Origin of the sequence: Enterobacter sp. WCHEn045836 (assembly GCF_003965585.1) — a bacterium.
Taxonomy (GTDB): Bacteria; Pseudomonadota; Gammaproteobacteria; order Enterobacterales; family Enterobacteriaceae; genus Enterobacter; species Enterobacter dissolvens.
This window is the reverse complement of sequence record NZ_RXPT01000004.1, coordinates 273,672-289,292: the sequence shown is the minus strand read 5'-3', so window position 1 is coordinate 289,292 and position 15,621 is coordinate 273,672. Positions and strand designations below refer to the sequence as shown.

The following is a 15,621-nucleotide window of genomic DNA, read 5'->3' as shown; positions in this document are numbered from 1 at the left end:
AAAGAGAAAAGGGACGTTGACATTTTGACACCACATTAAATGTTATAACGTAACAATAATGAAAGGCAATTGAGATGTAAATGGCGCGTTTGCAAAGGGAGTGTGGCGAAATGTTTCTGCGGGGGGCCCTCTCCCCAACCCTCTCCCGCAGGGAGAGGGAGGAATAAAGCGATTTACTGACTAAACGGTGACGCCGCAGGGACACGCGCCTGCGATACCGCCAGACCCAGCTGCCATACGGCCATCGCATAGTGCGTGCTGTGGTTATAGCGGGTGATAGTGTAGAAGTTTGGCATACCGTACCAGTACTGATACCCGGTTCCTACATCCAGACGCAGCAGGCTCACCTGATCGACATTACCCAGCGGTTGCGTTGGCGTTAAGCCTGCCGCCGTCAGCTGCGCAACGCTGTATTTGGTTTTAAAGCCGTTTTCCAGACCAAACGCCTCGCCATTGGCCTGTACGGCTACCTGCCCACCCGGCGTCCAGCCGTGTGCCTTGAAGTAGTTCGCCACGCTGCCGATGGCATCCACCGGATCCCACAGATTGATGTGTCCGTCTCCGTTAAAGTCGACGGCATACTGCTTGTAGGAAGACGGCATGAACTGACCATAGCCCATCGCACCGGCAAACGAGCCTTTCAGATCGAGCGGGTCATCCTGCTCGTTACGCGCCATCAGCAGGAAGGTTTCCAGCTCGGAAGAGAAGTATTCGGCACGACGCGGGTAGTTAAACGAGAGCGTGGCCAGCGCATCGAGAATGCGGGTTTTGCCCATCACGCGACCCCAGCGGGTTTCCACACCGATAATGCCGACGATGATTTCAGGTGGCACGCCGTAGACCTGCCACGCGCGATTGAGGGCGTCTTCATACTGATTCCAGAACACCACGCCATTTTGCACGTTGTCCGGGGTAATAAACTGTTTGCGATAGCGCAACCACGCACCGTTTGGCCCGGTTGGCACTTGCGCTGTCGGTGCCTGCCTGTCCATCAGGCGCAGCACGTAGTCCAGACGTTTCGCCTGCGACAAAATTTCATGCAATTGCTGTCTGTCAAAGCCGTGTTTGCTCACCATTTTATCGATGAACTGTTCGGCCGCCGGGTTATTCGCGAAGTCGCCACCCATCTGCATCATATTGTGCTGCGGCTCCAGCAGGAATCCTCCGGAAGGCGCGCCAGCCGTCTGCACAGCGGCTTCAGTCTTGGGTTTACTACTACAGGCGGACAGCAGAATAAGCGCAGGTAACAACGCTGCATAACGACGCTTGAACATGGGACATCCATTTAACGGGTTCGATAAGAACCCAGTATGGTAAAGCATCCGCAACACCTCAAGGAAGCGGTACGCGCCTTCCCCACCAAATCTTTACGCTCCTCAACGCAAATCTGCGCTTTTTTCAACCAAAATGCGCCTCCCTCACCCATTAACTTTCAAAATAATCCATTTTTCTTTCATTGTGAGATCTGATTAACACTTTAAAACCTTTCAAAGTGATTATTATTAGTCCAGGTAATACAAAACAAAAAAGCCCCACAGGAGAGAAGAATGATAGAAACCATCACCCACGGCGCCGAGTGGTTCATCGGGCTGTTTCAGAAAGGCGGAGAGGTCTTCACCGGTATGGTGACCGGGATCCTGCCGCTGCTGATCAGCCTGCTGGTGATCATGAATGCGCTGATTAACTTTATCGGCCAGCAACGCATAGAACGCTTCGCCCAACGCTGTGCCGGGAATCCGTTATCCCGTTACCTGCTGTTGCCCTGCATTGGTACCTTTGTTTTCTGTAACCCCATGACCTTAAGCCTCGGCCGCTTTATGCCAGAAAAGTACAAACCGAGTTACTACGCCGCCGCCTCATATAGCTGCCACTCCATGAACGGCCTGTTCCCCCATATCAACCCGGGTGAGCTGTTTGTTTATCTCGGTATTGCCAGCGGCCTGACCACGCTTGGCCTGCCGCTTGGCCCCCTGGCGGTGAGCTATCTGCTGGTCGGCCTGGTCACCAATTTCTTCCGTGGCTGGGTGACCGATCTCACCACCACCATTTTCGAGAAAAAAATGGGCATCCAGCTTGAGCAAAACGTTCACCTGTCAGGAGCCACAGCATGAGCCGGATCCGCATTGAGAAAGGCACGGGCGGCTGGGGCGGCCCGCTGGAGTTCGACGCCACCGAAGGCAAAAAAATCGTCTATATCACCGCAGGCACACGTCCGGCGATTGTCGACAAGCTACGCGATCTGACCGGCTGGGAAGCGGTGGACGGCTTCAAAGAAGGCGAACCACCGGAGGCGGAAATCGGCGTGGCGGTCATCGACTGTGGCGGCACGCTGCGCTGCGGTATCTATCCGAAGCGTCGCATTCCGACGGTGAACATTCACTCCACCGGGAAATCAGGCCCGCTGGCGCAGTACATCCTTGAAGACATTTATGTGTCAGGCGTGAAGGAGGAGAACATCACGCTGGTGAAGGGGACTTCCGCCCCGCAAAAAACCGCACCGCGCGACTACGACACCAGTAAGAAGATCACCGAGCAGAGCGACGGCCTGCTGGCGAAGGTCGGCATGGGAATGGGCTCCGCCGTGGCGGTACTGTTCCAGTCCGGGCGCGACACCATCGACACGGTGCTGAAAACCATCCTGCCGTTTATGGCCTTCGTCTCCGCGTTAATCGGCATCATCATGGCGTCAGGTCTGGGAGACTGGATCGCCCACGGCCTTGCCCCGCTCGCCAGCCACCCGCTCGGTCTGGTGACGCTGGCGCTGATCTGCTCCTTCCCGCTGCTGTCGCCGTTCCTCGGCCCGGGGGCGGTGATTGCTCAGGTCATCGGCGTGCTGATTGGCGTACAGATTGGTCTGGGTAACATTCCTCCGCATCTGGCCCTGCCTGCGCTGTTTGCCATTAACGCCCAGGCAGCATGCGACTTCATTCCCGTTGGCTTGTCACTTGCCGAAGCGCGTCAGGACACCGTGCGCGTGGGTGTCCCGTCTGTGCTGGTCAGCCGTTTCCTGACTGGCGCACCGACGGTGCTGATTGCCTGGTTTGTTTCCGGCTTTATTTATCAATAAGAGGTGCCTGCAATGACCGTGATTTACCAGACCACCATTACCCGCATCGGCCAGAGCGCGGCCGATGCGCTCAGCGACCAGATGCTGATCACTTTCCGCGAAGGTGCACCGGCAGATATCGAAGAGTTTTGCTTTATCCACTGTCACGGCGAACTGCACGGAGAGTTGAAAGCGGGAAGCCAGCTGGAGCTGGGTGATACCCGCTATGCCGTCACCGCCGTGGGCGACGTGGCCGAGCAAAATCTGCGCGAGCTGGGCCACATCACCCTGCGGTTCGATGGCCAGGCGCAGGCGGAATATCCCGGCACGGTTCACGTGGACGGCCCGGTTCCGCAGGCTGTTACCCCAGGCTGCACATTAAAATTTGTTGCGTAATTTAAGGAGAGCGTTATGAGTCAGGTTGCCGTTGTCATTGGTGGAGGACAAACCTTAGGAGAGTTTCTCTGCCGTGGGCTTGCCGCAGAAGGTTACCGCGTGGCGGTAGTGGATATTCAGAGTGAGAAAGCCGCCCGCGTGGCGGATACCATCAACACCGAATTTGGTGAAGGAATGGCGTACGGGTTTGGTGCCGATGCCACCAGCGAGCAGAGCGTCATGGCGCTGGCCCGCGGGGTAGACGAGATTTTTGGCCGTACCGACCTGCTGGTCTATAGTGCCGGGATTGCCAAAGCGGCGTTTATCAGCGATGTCGAGCTGGGGGATTTTGACCGCTCCCTGCAGGTCAATCTGGTGGGCTACTTCCTCTGCGCCCGTGAGTTTTCCCGTCTGATGATCCGCGACGGCATTCAGGGGCGCATCATTCAGATCAACTCCAAATCGGGAAAAGTGGGCAGCAAACACAATTCCGGCTACAGCGCGGCGAAGTTTGGCGGCGTAGGGCTGACGCAGTCTCTGGCGCTGGATCTGGCCGAATACGGAATTACCGTTCACTCGCTGATGCTGGGCAACCTGCTGAAGTCGCCTATGTTCCAGTCGCTTCTGCCGCAGTACGCCACCAAGCTTGGCATCAAAGAAGATGAAGTGGAGCAGTATTACATCGACAAAGTGCCGTTGAAGCGCGGGTGCGACTATCAGGATGTGCTGAATATCCTGCTGTTCTATGCCAGCCCGAAAGCCTCTTACTGCACCGGGCAGTCGATTAACGTCACCGGTGGGCAGGTGATGTTCTGATCGAGCAGGCTGATGCCCTCACCCTACCCCTCTCCCACAGGGAGAGGGAATATAACAAGGAGCCGATATGGTAACCGCACTCATCACCGTCGCCGCCCTCGCCTGGATCTGCCAGTTGGCGTTTGGCGGCTGGCAAATCCACCAGTTTAACCGCGCGTTTGACGCTCTGTGTCAGCAAGGTCGCGTGGGCGTCGGGCGTTCCGGTGGACGCTTCAAACCACGCGTCGTTGTCGCCGTTGCGCTGGATGAAAACAATAACGTCTGCGATTCCCTGATCATGCGCGGCATGACCGTCTTTGCCCGACCGGTGAAAATCCAGGCAATCAACGGCATTTCTTTGCAGGAATTGCGGCCTGATGTGATCTTTCCCCATGATCCACTCTGTCAGAATGCACTATCATTAGCGCTTAATCTGAAACATGGATAATTTCGTTGTGAAAGCTATAGACTTGCGAAATTATCATTTCGCAACCTAAGGAACGAAGCGCCTATGAAACCACGTCAGCGGCAGGCGGCCATTCTTGAGCATCTGCAAAAGCAGGGAAAATGCTCGGTAGAGGAGCTGGCCCACTACTTTGACACCACCGGCACAACAATACGCAAGGACCTGGTATTGCTCGAAAACGCTGGCGCAGTCATTCGAACCTACGGCGGGGTGATGCTCAACAAAGACGAAGCCGACCCGCCTATCGATCACAAAACGCTGATCAACACCCACCAGAAAGCGCTGATTGCCGAAGCCGCCGTGAAATTTATCCATGATGGCGACTCTATTATTCTTGATGCGGGCAGTACCGTCCTGCAGATGATCCCGCTGCTCAGCCGCTTTAACAACATCACGGTGATGACCAACAGCCTGCATATCGTCAACGCTCTCTCGGAGTTTGACAGTGAACAAACCATTCTCATGCCCGGCGGGACTTTCCGTAAAAAATCAGCGTCATTTCACGGCCAGCTGGCAGAAAATGCCTTCGAGCACTTCAGCTTTGACAAACTGTTTATGGGTACCGACGGCATCGACCTGAACGCCGGTGTTACCACCTTCAACGAAGTGTTCAGCGTCAGTAAAGCCATGTGCAACGCCGCCCGGGAAGTGATTTTAATGGCGGACTCCTCGAAGTTTGGCCGTAAAAGCCCCAACATAGTCTGTAGCCTTGAAAGCGTCGATACGCTGATCACCGATGCCGGGATCGATCCGGCGTTCAAAAAAGCGCTGGAAGAGAAAGGCATCGACGTGATCGTAACCGGAGAGAAAGATGAGTGATTTTCTGTTAAACGCTGGCCGTCAGACACTGATGCTGGAACTGCAGGAAGCCAGCCGCCTGCCTGAACGTCTGGGCGAGGATTTTGTGCGCGCCGCCAACACCATCATCCAGTGCGAAGGCAAAGTGATTGTCTCCGGGATCGGCAAGTCCGGCCACATCGGCAAGAAAATTGCCGCGACGCTGGCGAGCACCGGGACACCGGCGTTCTTCGTGCACCCGGCTGAAGCCCTGCATGGCGATCTGGGGATGATCGAAAGCCGCGACGTGATGCTGTTTATCTCTTACTCCGGCTCGGCCAAAGAGCTGGATCTCATCATCCCGCGTCTGCAGGAAAAATCGATCGCCCTGCTGGCCATGACCGGTAAATCCCGCTCGCCGCTGGCGCTGGCGGCCAAAGCGGTGCTGGATATTGCCGTGGAGCGCGAAGCCTGCCCGATGCACCTCGCCCCCACCTCCAGCACCGTCAACACCCTGATGATGGGCGACGCGCTGGCGATGGCGGTGATGCAGGCGCGCGGTTTCAATGAAGAAGATTTCGCCCGTTCACACCCTGCCGGGGCACTCGGCGCCCGCTTGCTGAATAACGTTCACCATCTGATGCGTACCGGCGATGCCATCCCGCAGGTCAAACTCGACACCAGCGTGATGGACGCGATGCTGGAACTGAGCCGCACCGGGCTGGGACTGGTCGCCGTCTGCGACGATATGCGTCAGGTGAAAGGCGTCTTTACCGACGGCGACCTGCGCCGCTGGCTGGTGGGCGGCGGCAAGCTGGAGGCACGCGTGTCAGAAGCGATGACCCCGGGCGGGTTAACGCTGAATGCCAGCAGCCGCGCCATTGAAGCCAAAGAGGTGCTGATGAAACGTAAAATCACCGCCGCACCGGTGGTGGATGACGCTGGCCGCCTGTGCGGCGCCATCAACCTGCAGGATTTCTACCAGGCAGGCATTATTTAACCCTTCAGTCCCAGACGCTTCGCCAGCCGGTGCAGGTTGGCGACGTCCATTTCCAGCGCCCGCGCGCACGCCGCCCAACTGCGGTTGTTCTGCTCCAGCGCGCGGGTAATCATCTGGCGCTGAAATTCTTCTGTCGCCTCGCGCAGGTTCTCGTTCACGCTCTCAGGCGTTGCGGGCTTCACGAACGGGGCACTTTCCTCATGCAGCGCAAAATGCCGCGCATGAATCACGATTTCATCCCCTGAGCGCGTCGCCCGCGCCAGCACCACCGCGCGATGGATGGCGTGCTCCAGCTCGCGTACGTTACCCGGCCAGGCGTAGGTCAGCAGATGGCTCCGCGCCCCCGGGCTCAATACCACGCGCGACAAGCCCATTTTGAGCCGACACTGTTCGCAGAAAAAACCCGCCAGCAGCACCACATCATCCCCACGCTCGCGCAGCGGCGGCACGGTAAGCGGAAAAACGCTCAGACGATGGAACAGATCGGCGCGGAAATTGCCGTTCAGCACCGCTTCGCGCAGGTCGCGGTTGGTTGCCGCCAGCACGCGCACGTTGACCCGTAAGCTGCGGTCGTCTCCCACGCGCTGAATATCACCGTACTGTAATACGCGCAGCAGCTTGGCCTGCAGCGACAGCGAAAGCTCGCCTATTTCATCGAGGAACAGCGTGCCGTTATCGGCCATTTCAAACTTACCGCTGCGGTTGCTGATGGCACCGGTAAATGCCCCTTTAACGTGACCAAACAGCTCGCTTTCCGCCACGCTTTCCGGCAGTGCAGCGCAGTTAAGGTAGACCAGCGGGTTGGCCGCACGCGGTGAAGCTTCGTGAATGGATTTCGCCACCAGCTCTTTACCGGTGCCGGTCTCACCGAAGATCAGCACGTTCAAATCGGATGCCGCGACGATCTCAATCTCTTTTTTGAGTTGTACCATGCCTGGCGAGAGGCCAATCATCTCCGTATGCGCGACCTGTTCAAACGCCGCCGGGCTGCCAGGAAGAATATTCTGGCTCTCCAGCTGTTCAATCAGCAGGGCAGTGTTCAGCGCCCCGGCGGCCAGGGCCGCAATCAGGCGCAGCTCTTCGTCGCTGAAGGTATCGAACTGGTCCGGCGACATCCCATCAAGGGTCAGCGCCCCAATCAGGTTTTGTCCGGCAAACAGCGGCAGGCCGATACAGGCGTGCACCTTCAGGCTCTCCTGCCCGGGTATAAGGCCGTCGTACGGGTCGGGCAGATCGCTGTCCGCCGGAAAGCGCACCACGTCCCCGGCCCGGGCGATGGTTTCCAGCCGCGGATGGCCTTCCAGGGTAAAACGCCTTCCAAGAACGTCCTGCGCCAGCCCGTCGATAGCCAGAGGTATAAACTGTCGTCCTTCATAGCGCAGCAGTGCCGATGCATCGCAGTCCAGCACGTGGCGCAGCGTGGAAATCAGCCGCTGAAAACGATCCTGATGACCGATACCGGTTTGCAGTTCAATGGCGATCTTCGCCAGCACGTCTACGGAAAAGCTCATGTCTGCCTCGCTGTCATTTTGACAATACATAGTGTCATATTGACATCTTTAACAATAGTCATAATGACTACCCATTCCGGGGAATAAAAATTTTAACCCATAAAAATCAATAAAATAAAAGTTGGCACGCAAGTTGATATAGACAAAACAGCTTATTCAACACGCCGTATTATTTGAGGTTGCTATGTCTATTCGGGTTAAAAATAACATTCATTGGGTCGGTCAACGTGACTGGGAAGTGCGTGATTTCCACGGGACGGAATACAAAACGCTGCGCGGCAGCAGCTACAACAGCTATCTCATTCGCGAAGGTAAAAACGTGCTGATCGATACCGTCGATCACAAATTCAGCCGCGAGTTCGTGCAGAACCTGCGCAGCGAAATCGATCTGAACGATATCGACTACATCATCATCAACCACGCGGAAGAGGATCACGCCGGGGCGCTGACCGAGTTGATGTCCCACATTCCGGATACCCCGATCTACTGCACCACCAACGCCATCGACTCCATCAACGGTCACCATCACCATCCGGAGTGGAATTTCCACACCGTGAAAACCGGCGACACGCTGGATATTGGTAACGGCAAACAGCTGATCTTCGTGGAAACCCCGATGCTGCACTGGCCGGACAGCATGATGACCTACCTGACCGGCGATGCGGTACTGTTCAGCAACGACGCCTTTGGTCAGCACTACTGCGACGAACGTCTGTTTAACGATGAAGTGGATCAGACCGAGCTGTTTGAACAGTGCCAGCGCTACTACGCCAACATCCTGACCCCGTTTAGCCGTCTGGTGACGCCAAAAATCACCGAGATCCTCGGCTTCAACCTGCCGGTGGATATGATTGCCACCTCCCACGGCGTGGTGTGGCGTGAAAACCCTACCCAGATCGTTGAGCTGTACCTGAAATGGGCGGCGGATTATCAGGAAGACCGCATCACGATTTTCTACGACACCATGTCCAACAACACCCGCATGATGGCGGATGCGATTGCCCAGGGCATCAACGAAGCGGACCCGAACGTGGCGGTGAAAATCTTCAACGTGGCGCGCAGCGATAAAAACGAGATCCTCACCAACGTCTTCCGCTCTAAGGGCGTGCTGGTGGGCACCTCCACCATGAACAACGTGATGATGCCGAAAATAGCCGGCCTGGTGGAAGAGATGACCGGCCTGCGCTTTCGCAACAAACGCGCCAGCGCCTTTGGCTCCCACGGCTGGAGCGGCGGTGCGGTAGATCGTCTTTCCACCCGCCTGCAGGATGCCGGTTTTGAGATGTCCATGAGCCTGAAGGCCAAATGGCGGCCTGATCTCGACGCGCTGGAAATCTGCCGTCAGCACGGCCGCGATATTGCGCGTCAGTGGGCGCTCGCACCGCTTCCGCAGGCAGCGAAACCGACCGAACAGCAGGAGGCCTGCGCCGCGACCGCCGATCCTGGCCCACGCATGCAGTGCAGTGTCTGCCAGTGGATCTACGACCCGGAACTGGGCGAGCCGCTGCAGGATGTCGCACCGGGTACGCCGTGGAGTGAGGTGCCGGACACCTTCCTCTGCCCGGAATGTTCCCTTGGGAAAGACGTCTTTGACGAACTGGCAACGGAGGCAAAATGAGCAATGGCATTGTCATCATCGGCTCGGGCTTTGCCGCCCGCCAGCTGGTGAAAAATATCCGCAAACAGGATGCAAACGTGCCGCTGACGGTCATCGCCGCCGACAGCATGAATGAGTACAACAAGCCTGATTTAAGCCATGTGATTAGCCTGAACCAGCGCGCTGACGATCTCACCCGCCAGACGGCGGGAGAGTTCGCGGAGCAGTTCAACCTGCGCCTGTTTCCCTACACCTGGGTCACCGATATCGACGCTGCCGCGCACGTGGTAAAAGCGAAAGACAAAACCTGGCAGTACGACAAGCTGGTGCTGGCGACGGGAGCCTCAGCTTTCGTGCCGCCGGTTGAAGGCCGCGAGCTGATGATCACCCTGAACAGTCAGCAGGCGTACCAGGCCTGTGAAACGACGCTTTGCGACGCAGGGCGGGTGATGATTGTTGGCGGCGGTCTGATTGGCACCGAGCTGGCGATGGATTTCTGTCGCGCAGGTAAAGCCGTCACTCTGGTCGACCACGCAGCAAGTATTCTGTCGGCCTTGATGCCCGCAGAAGTAAGCAGTCGCTTACAGCACCGTCTGACTGACATGGGCGTGCATCTGCTGCTGAAATCGCAATTGCAGAGTCTGAGCAAAACCGAAGGCGGCATTCGCGCAACGCTTGACCGCAACCGCAGCGTGGAGGTCGATGTGGTGATTGCCGCGACAGGGCTGCGCCCGGAAACCGCGCTGGCGCATCGCGCTGGCGCAGAAACAGACCGTGGTGTGAAGGTGAATAGCTACCTGCAAACCACGCAGCCCGACATTTACGCGTTGGGGGACTGTGCGGAAATCAACGGTCAGGTGCTGCCTTTCCTGCAGCCGATCCAGCTTGGCGCCATGCATCTGGCAAAAAACCTGCTCGGCGGCAGCGCACCGCTGAAATTACCGGCCATGCTGGTGAAGGTGAAAACGCCTGACATGCCGCTGCATCTGGCAGGCGAAACGCAGCGCCAGGATCTGCACTGGCAAATCACCCTCGACCCGCAGGGCATGGTCGCGCGAGGCGTGGATAACGAGGGTCAGATACGCGCCTTTGTCGTCAGTGAAGACCGGATGAAGGAGGCTTTCGCTCTGCTGAAATCACTGCCTGCTTAATCCGGCGTCGCCTGCCACGTTGACGTGATCTCTGGATATTAGTGTCCGCCGCCCCGCTGTCCCGGGGCTTTTTTTGGCGCATCTTATTCATGAGGTAAATACATATTAGATAAATCATCGTTTTTAATCCCTTATTCATTCCGTCCATAATTATTTAAATGCGGAACAGCTGTAAAACATCAACCTGTTTTATTCCCTGCTCCCGGCTTAGTCTGATGATTAATGACTCAACCGGAGATATCCCATGGCGACGTTCACCAAAGAGCTAAACTATCTTTCAGCCTATTTTACGCGGGTAAAAAAATCAGAGCGTATATTATTTCGCTGGCTCTATCTTAGCCCGGAGGCACGCATTGAGCGTCTGCGTGAACTGATGATGCCCCTGAACCACACGAAACGATGAACGCATCCAGAGCTTACAGGCCGGGTATGCGCAGTGCAACCCGGCAAAAAGCGGAACAAATAATTGAACTCATCATTGTTTATTTAAATATTAATTGACTGAGAAAATATAATAAAAATTAATTTATCCTCTATCACAATTTCATCCTTCCTGCTTTCGCATTAAAATTAAAGCTGTTATTTTTTGTCGTGAATTAAGTTCTACTGGAATCCACTCACATGAATGCATTTAGTTATCTGCAACGTCTGGGTAAAGCCCTGATGTTGCCAATCGCCACGCTGCCGGTGGCAGCGATATTATTACGTCTCGGTCAGCCTGATGTTTTTAATATTCCCTTTATTGCGAGTGCGGGGGGCGGTATTTTTGACAGCTTACCGCTCCTTTTTGCCCTTGGTATCGCCATTGGTCTGGCTAAAGACAACGCGGGCGCGGCGGCCCTTGCCGGTGCCGTTGGCTTCCTGGTGCTCACCAAAGCCACGGCGGTCATTAACGCCTCCATTAACATGTCCTTCTTCGCGGGGATTATTGCTGGCGTGGTGGCTGGCCACTGCTATAACCGCTTCTCGAATACCAAACTGCCGGACTTTCTTGCCTTCTTTGCGGGCAAGCGTCTGGTCCCCATCATGACCGGGCTTATCTGCCTGTTCATCGCCTGGGTGTGCGGCTACGTCTGGCCTTCGGTGCAGCACGGTATTGATACTTTTAGCCTGCTCGTTTCCCGCAGCGGCGAACCGGGCTGGTTTATCTATGGGGTGCTTAACCGGGCGTTGATTCCGTTTGGCCTGCACTACATTCTGCACTCCGTCTTCTGGTTTAGCCTCGGCGACTGTCTGAAGGTGAGCTATGATGCCGCGAGTGCAGTTCATAACATCTGTCTCGCGCCGGATGTGGTGAAAGGGCTGGTTGACGGTGGTACCGTACCGGGCATCGAGGGCTCCACCATCACACAGATTGCCACTGACCTGACCCGTGGCGACCTTAACCGCTTCTTCGCGGGTGACCCGCATGCTGGCGTCTACATGGCCTGGGCGTACCCCATCTTTATGGGCGGCCTGCCGGGAGCTGCGCTGGCAATGTATTTCGCCGCGCCGAAAGCCCGCCGTTCAGCCGTGGGCGGGATGCTGCTCTCTGTGGCGCTGACGGCCTTCCTGACCGGCATCACCGAACCCATCGAATTCTCCTTCCTGTTCCTTGCTCCTGCCCTGTACGCCCTGCATGCAGTACTTGCGGGCGTCAGCATGGTGATCGCCAACAGCCTCGGCGTGCTGCACGGCTTTGGTTTCTCCGCCGGGTTGATCGACTTTGTGCTCAACTGGGGGCTTGCCACGAAACCGTGGATTTTAATCCCGCTGATTGTGCTGTTCTTCGCGATCTATTTTGTGGTGTTCACCTTCGCTATTCGCGCCTTCAGGCTGAAAACGCCGGGTCGTGAGGAAGAGGACGCAATAACGGGGGATTCTGATGATCAGAGCGAGGCCATTGCCCGGTACATCGTGGCGTTAGGCGGCAAAGAAAACCTGACGAGCGTCGATGCCTGCATTACCCGCTTGCGCCTGACGCTGGTGGATAACAGCCTGCTGGATGAACCGGAGCTGAAAGCGCTGGGTGCCAAAGGTATTCTGAAGATGGGTACCCGGAATGCGCAGGTCATACTTGGCCCCCAGGCTGAACGTATTGCCCTGAAGATTCGGGCACAGACAGAAGCCTGACGCGGCGCGTTGCTGTTCCCTCTCCGTACCGGAGAGGGAATAAAACCGGAACACTTTACCTTTCCAGACCTTATTTATTCCGCAAAACGCCCTACACTCTCTGCATCCCTTATCATCTCCGGTATGTCGCCATGCGCCAGCTTCAGAAAATCCGACAATATCAACGGCTTTATCAGCACTTTGGTGCTGCGCCAAAGCCCACCACCATCGCTGAAGTGGCTGAGGTTGCGCTGTGCAGTGAACGCCACGCGCGTACCCTGCTGCGCCAGCTCGCGCAGAGCGGCTGGGTAAGCTGGCAGGCCCAGCCGGGACGCGGGCATCGTGCCATTCTGCATTGTCTGACGACCACCAGCGAACTGAGCGCGCCGCTAATGCATGCCTGTCTGGAGAAAGGGGATTACCAGAGCGCACTGCAGCTGGCAGACGGTGATCCGGCCAGCCTGCATCACATCATCACCCCATTTTTAGGCGGTAAATGGCTCAAGCACCAGCCCACGCTGCGTATTCCGTGGTACCGTCCACTGACGTCGCTCTGTCCTGCCTTGCAGCGTCGCCGCGCCGAGCAGCATATTATCTGCGCGGTTCACGCGGGGTTAACGCGATACACGCCAGGTCATCCTGACCCCGTGCCGGATTTGGCTCACCACTGGCATGCCAGTGAAGACAAACGCTGCTGGTACTTTTACCTGCGCAGCGGCGCGCACTGGCATAACGGGCAGGCCATCAGCGATGAGGATATACTCAGCGCCTTGCACCAGCTGCTGGCGGATCCGGCACGCAACGCGGGGCTGTTGCACGTTTCCCGGATATCGCTTGTCGCCCCCTGGTGTCTGGAGATCACGCTGAATATCCCCGATGCCATGCTGGCGCATCGTCTTGCCCATCATGTTTGCCGTCTGCCGCATCCACTGCAACCGACCATCGGGGCCGGGCCGTTTGCCATCGCACATCATCATTCGCACTATCTGCGCCTTGAGCGTCAGCCCTGGTACTTTGCCGCACACCCGCTACTGCATGCGATTGAGTTCTGGCGAACCCGCTCAGAGACACAAAAACCGGCCTGGATCACCGTCGGTAAGGGACAAAACGCGCAGAACGCAGCAACCTCGGTCAGCGGCGGTTTTACCTGGCTCATGGTAAATGCCGGGCTGCCATCTTCGCTCGCGGCCTGGTTGCGTCAGGACGTTCAGCAGATCAACCAGCATATTGCCCATCGGAATGATGTCGAAACCCGCACCGAAATCCTCCCCGGTCTGACGACGCCCGCAGTGCCAAAAGCTTCTGACGTCACACTTCCTGCCACGCTTTCACTGGTCTGTTATGACACGCCGGCGCTGTGCGAGCTTGCCAGCATGCTGCAAACTCGCCTGAGAACGCGCGGCTGCGAATTGCAGGTGTCCTTTAAAGACCGCGAAGCGTGGCATATTCCGGACGCGCTGGCGCAGGCTAACCTGCTGCTGGGCGATTATTTGTCGGGCGAGTCTCCGGCGTTTGCGCTGGCAGAGTGGTTCGTCGATGAACCGGCATGGGGGGCCGCACTGGGTGAAACCATATGGCAACGTGAGAAGCAGAAACTGATGGGTTATTGCGAAAGCGAGAAGAGCCTGCACACCCATCTGCCCGCTTTCTTTCGACGCGTGCTTGAAAGCGGCGTCTGCACGCCGCTGTTCCACTACCGCTATCGCCTGAATACCCTGGAAAATGTGCAGGACATTGTGCTGACCGCCAGCGGCTGGCTTGATTTTACCCGCGCCTGGCTACCGCCTGCTCAGGAGCGCACCACCAGCGCATCGTAGCCGCGCCAGCGGTAGTTGATCATGGAGATCAGCCAGCAGGCGACAAACAGCCCGACCACCACGAATCCGGCATTGCCGAGGTTGTCGTTGACGGCGCCAATGCGATCCCAGATGCCGCCGCTGAGAGCAAATTTATCCATCAGCAGCCCCAGCGCTTCCAGCCCGCCGATGAACACCGCCACCACCACAGAGGTGCCGGTGATGGTCATGTTGTAGTAGAGCTTGCGCTGCGGCTTGTTGAATGCCCAGCCGTATGCCCCCACCATCAGCATATTGTCGAGGGTATCCACCAGCGCCATGCCGCTGGCGAAAAGCGCCGGGAAGATCATGATTGACCACACCGACATGCCGTGTGAGGCGCTGGCGGCAGAGATCCCGAGCACGCCGATTTCGGTGGCGGTATCAAAGCCAAGCCCGAACAGAAAACCGACCAGATACATCTGCCAGCTTTTGTTGACCAGGCGGAAGGTCGCGCCAAACAGCCAGTGCATGACCCCACCCTGCACCGGGAGGGTCATGTCATCCTGTACCGCCTGTCCGTTTTTCAGCGCCTTAAAATTACGCCAGACGCCGCGCAAAATCACCATATTGACTAACGCCATCGCCAGCAGGAACGTCGCGGAGACGGCCGTGCCAATCAGGCTGCCGGTTTCATGAAACCAGGCCATATTTTTCTGAAACGCGGTCGCCGTCGCGGCAATGGCAATGGAGGCCAGCACCACAATGGTCGAGTGCCCCAGCGAGAACCACGCCCCGACGCCAGAGGGGCGCTTGCCCTGCTGCATCATCTTGCGTGTCACCGTGTCAATGGCCGCGATGTGGTCAGCATCCACCGCGTGACGCAGCCCGTAGCACCACGCAAGCAGGCTTGCGGCCATTAACGCAGAACTGCCGCTAAAGGCGTTCCACGCCCAGCCCCACGCCAGAAGATTAGCCATTACCAGCACCAGCAGCAGGAGCGCGGCGCGAGGTTCATTGCGTAAGCGTCGTAACAT

Annotated in this window: 15 protein-coding genes; 12 read left to right on the top strand and 3 right to left on the bottom strand. The window is 57.1% G+C overall.

Annotation, left to right across the window (positions count from 1 at the left end):
• Window positions 1-173: 173 nt before the first annotated feature.
• Window positions 174-1,274: a lytic murein transglycosylase B gene (gene mltB, locus EKN38_RS07540; protein ID WP_014833028.1), complete on the bottom strand. Its 1,101-nt coding sequence runs from the start codon at window positions 1,272-1,274 to the stop codon at window positions 174-176.
• A gap of 273 nt (window positions 1,275-1,547) precedes the next feature.
• Between mltB and srlA the strand changes: the two genes are divergently transcribed.
• The 7 genes from srlA (at window position 1,548) to gutQ (ending at window position 6,459) form a co-directional block, all read left to right on the top strand.
• The gene (srlA, locus tag EKN38_RS07535) at window positions 1,548-2,111 is read left to right on the top strand and encodes a PTS glucitol/sorbitol transporter subunit IIC (RefSeq protein ID WP_014833029.1); all 564 of its coding nucleotides are present in this window, start codon (window positions 1,548-1,550) and stop codon (window positions 2,109-2,111) included.
• Complete coding sequence (locus tag EKN38_RS07530) at window positions 2,108-3,067, top strand: PTS glucitol/sorbitol transporter subunit IIB (RefSeq protein WP_014833030.1); 960 nt, start codon at window positions 2,108-2,110, stop codon at window positions 3,065-3,067. Before srlA ends, EKN38_RS07530 begins: the two co-directional genes overlap by 4 nt.
• A gap of 12 nt (window positions 3,068-3,079) precedes the next feature.
• Window positions 3,080-3,442: a PTS glucitol/sorbitol transporter subunit IIA gene (gene srlB / locus EKN38_RS07525; RefSeq protein ID WP_014833031.1), complete on the top strand. Its 363-nt coding sequence runs from the start codon at window positions 3,080-3,082 to the stop codon at window positions 3,440-3,442.
• Window positions 3,443-3,457: 15 nt separating this feature from the next.
• Entirely contained in the window at window positions 3,458-4,237 is a 780-nt protein-coding gene (gene srlD / locus EKN38_RS07520) for a sorbitol-6-phosphate dehydrogenase (protein WP_014833032.1), read from the top strand.
• 67 nt (window positions 4,238-4,304) lie between these two features.
• Entirely contained in the window at window positions 4,305-4,664 is a 360-nt protein-coding gene (gutM, locus tag EKN38_RS07515) for a transcriptional regulator GutM (RefSeq protein WP_014833033.1), read from the top strand.
• 63 nt (window positions 4,665-4,727) lie between these two features.
• A complete protein-coding gene (locus EKN38_RS07510; protein ID WP_014833034.1) occupies window positions 4,728-5,501 on the top strand; it encodes a DNA-binding transcriptional repressor in 774 nt (257 codons plus the stop codon).
• The gene (gene gutQ, locus EKN38_RS07505) at window positions 5,494-6,459 is read left to right on the top strand and encodes an arabinose-5-phosphate isomerase GutQ (RefSeq protein ID WP_014833035.1); all 966 of its coding nucleotides are present in this window, start codon (window positions 5,494-5,496) and stop codon (window positions 6,457-6,459) included. The genes EKN38_RS07510 and gutQ overlap by 8 nt, the downstream gene beginning before the upstream one ends.
• Here the strand turns inward: gutQ and norR are convergent.
• Entirely contained in the window at window positions 6,456-7,970 is a 1,515-nt protein-coding gene (gene norR, locus EKN38_RS07500; protein WP_014833036.1) for a nitric oxide reductase transcriptional regulator NorR, read from the bottom strand. The two genes, gutQ and norR, sit on opposite strands and share 4 nt — an antisense overlap.
• Window positions 7,971-8,154: 184 nt before the next feature.
• On the opposite strand from norR, the gene norV reads away from it, so the two are divergent.
• The 5 genes from norV (at window position 8,155) to EKN38_RS07480 (ending at window position 14,626) form a co-directional block, all read left to right on the top strand.
• The gene (gene norV / locus EKN38_RS07495; protein ID WP_014833037.1) at window positions 8,155-9,588 is read left to right on the top strand and encodes an anaerobic nitric oxide reductase flavorubredoxin; all 1,434 of its coding nucleotides are present in this window, start codon (window positions 8,155-8,157) and stop codon (window positions 9,586-9,588) included.
• Window positions 9,585-10,718, top strand: coding sequence for an NADH:flavorubredoxin reductase NorW (norW, locus tag EKN38_RS07490; RefSeq protein WP_014833038.1), 1,134 nt, complete (start codon window positions 9,585-9,587; stop codon window positions 10,716-10,718). The genes norV and norW overlap by 4 nt, the downstream gene beginning before the upstream one ends.
• 244 nt (window positions 10,719-10,962) lie before the next feature.
• Complete coding sequence (locus tag EKN38_RS25715; RefSeq protein ID WP_014833039.1) at window positions 10,963-11,121, top strand: hypothetical protein; 159 nt, start codon at window positions 10,963-10,965, stop codon at window positions 11,119-11,121.
• A gap of 218 nt (window positions 11,122-11,339) precedes the next feature.
• Window positions 11,340-12,830: an N-acetylglucosamine-specific PTS transporter subunit IIBC gene (nagE, locus tag EKN38_RS07485; RefSeq protein ID WP_126521858.1), complete on the top strand. Its 1,491-nt coding sequence runs from the start codon at window positions 11,340-11,342 to the stop codon at window positions 12,828-12,830.
• A gap of 131 nt (window positions 12,831-12,961) precedes the next feature.
• On the top strand, window positions 12,962-14,626 hold the full coding sequence (locus EKN38_RS07480) for an SgrR family transcriptional regulator (protein WP_014833041.1): 1,665 nt from the start codon (window positions 12,962-12,964) through the stop codon (window positions 14,624-14,626).
• Here EKN38_RS07480 and EKN38_RS07475 read toward each other — a convergent pair.
• On the bottom strand, window positions 14,599-15,621 hold the full coding sequence (locus tag EKN38_RS07475; RefSeq protein ID WP_014833042.1) for a HoxN/HupN/NixA family nickel/cobalt transporter: 1,023 nt from the start codon (window positions 15,619-15,621) through the stop codon (window positions 14,599-14,601). The genes EKN38_RS07480 and EKN38_RS07475 overlap by 28 nt on opposite strands.

Excerpts from the sequence above, each read along its gene's own strand:
- mltB (WP_014833028.1), bottom strand. The coding sequence starts at position 1,274 with ATGTTCAAGCGTCGTTATGCAGCGTTGTTACCTGCGCTTATTCTGCTG.
- norR (WP_014833036.1), bottom strand. The coding sequence starts at position 7,970 with ATGAGCTTTTCCGTAGACGTGCTGGCGAAGATCGCCATTGAACTGCAA.
- EKN38_RS07475 (WP_014833042.1), bottom strand. The coding sequence starts at position 15,621 with ATGTTACGACGCTTACGCAATGAACCTCGCGCCGCGCTCCTGCTGCTG.
- EKN38_RS07480 (WP_014833041.1), top strand. The coding sequence starts at position 12,962 with ATGCGCCAGCTTCAGAAAATCCGACAATATCAACGGCTTTATCAGCAC.
- EKN38_RS07530 (WP_014833030.1), top strand. The coding sequence starts at position 2,108 with ATGAGCCGGATCCGCATTGAGAAAGGCACGGGCGGCTGGGGCGGCCCG.
- norV (WP_014833037.1), top strand. The coding sequence starts at position 8,155 with ATGTCTATTCGGGTTAAAAATAACATTCATTGGGTCGGTCAACGTGAC.
- EKN38_RS25715 (WP_014833039.1), top strand. The coding sequence starts at position 10,963 with ATGGCGACGTTCACCAAAGAGCTAAACTATCTTTCAGCCTATTTTACG.
- gutQ (WP_014833035.1), top strand. The coding sequence starts at position 5,494 with ATGAGTGATTTTCTGTTAAACGCTGGCCGTCAGACACTGATGCTGGAA.
- srlA (WP_014833029.1), top strand. The coding sequence starts at position 1,548 with ATGATAGAAACCATCACCCACGGCGCCGAGTGGTTCATCGGGCTGTTT.
- norW (WP_014833038.1), top strand. The coding sequence starts at position 9,585 with ATGAGCAATGGCATTGTCATCATCGGCTCGGGCTTTGCCGCCCGCCAG.
- srlB (WP_014833031.1), top strand. The coding sequence starts at position 3,080 with ATGACCGTGATTTACCAGACCACCATTACCCGCATCGGCCAGAGCGCG.
- srlD (WP_014833032.1), top strand. The coding sequence starts at position 3,458 with ATGAGTCAGGTTGCCGTTGTCATTGGTGGAGGACAAACCTTAGGAGAG.
- gutM (WP_014833033.1), top strand. The coding sequence starts at position 4,305 with ATGGTAACCGCACTCATCACCGTCGCCGCCCTCGCCTGGATCTGCCAG.
- nagE (WP_126521858.1), top strand. The coding sequence starts at position 11,340 with ATGAATGCATTTAGTTATCTGCAACGTCTGGGTAAAGCCCTGATGTTG.
- EKN38_RS07510 (WP_014833034.1), top strand. The coding sequence starts at position 4,728 with ATGAAACCACGTCAGCGGCAGGCGGCCATTCTTGAGCATCTGCAAAAG.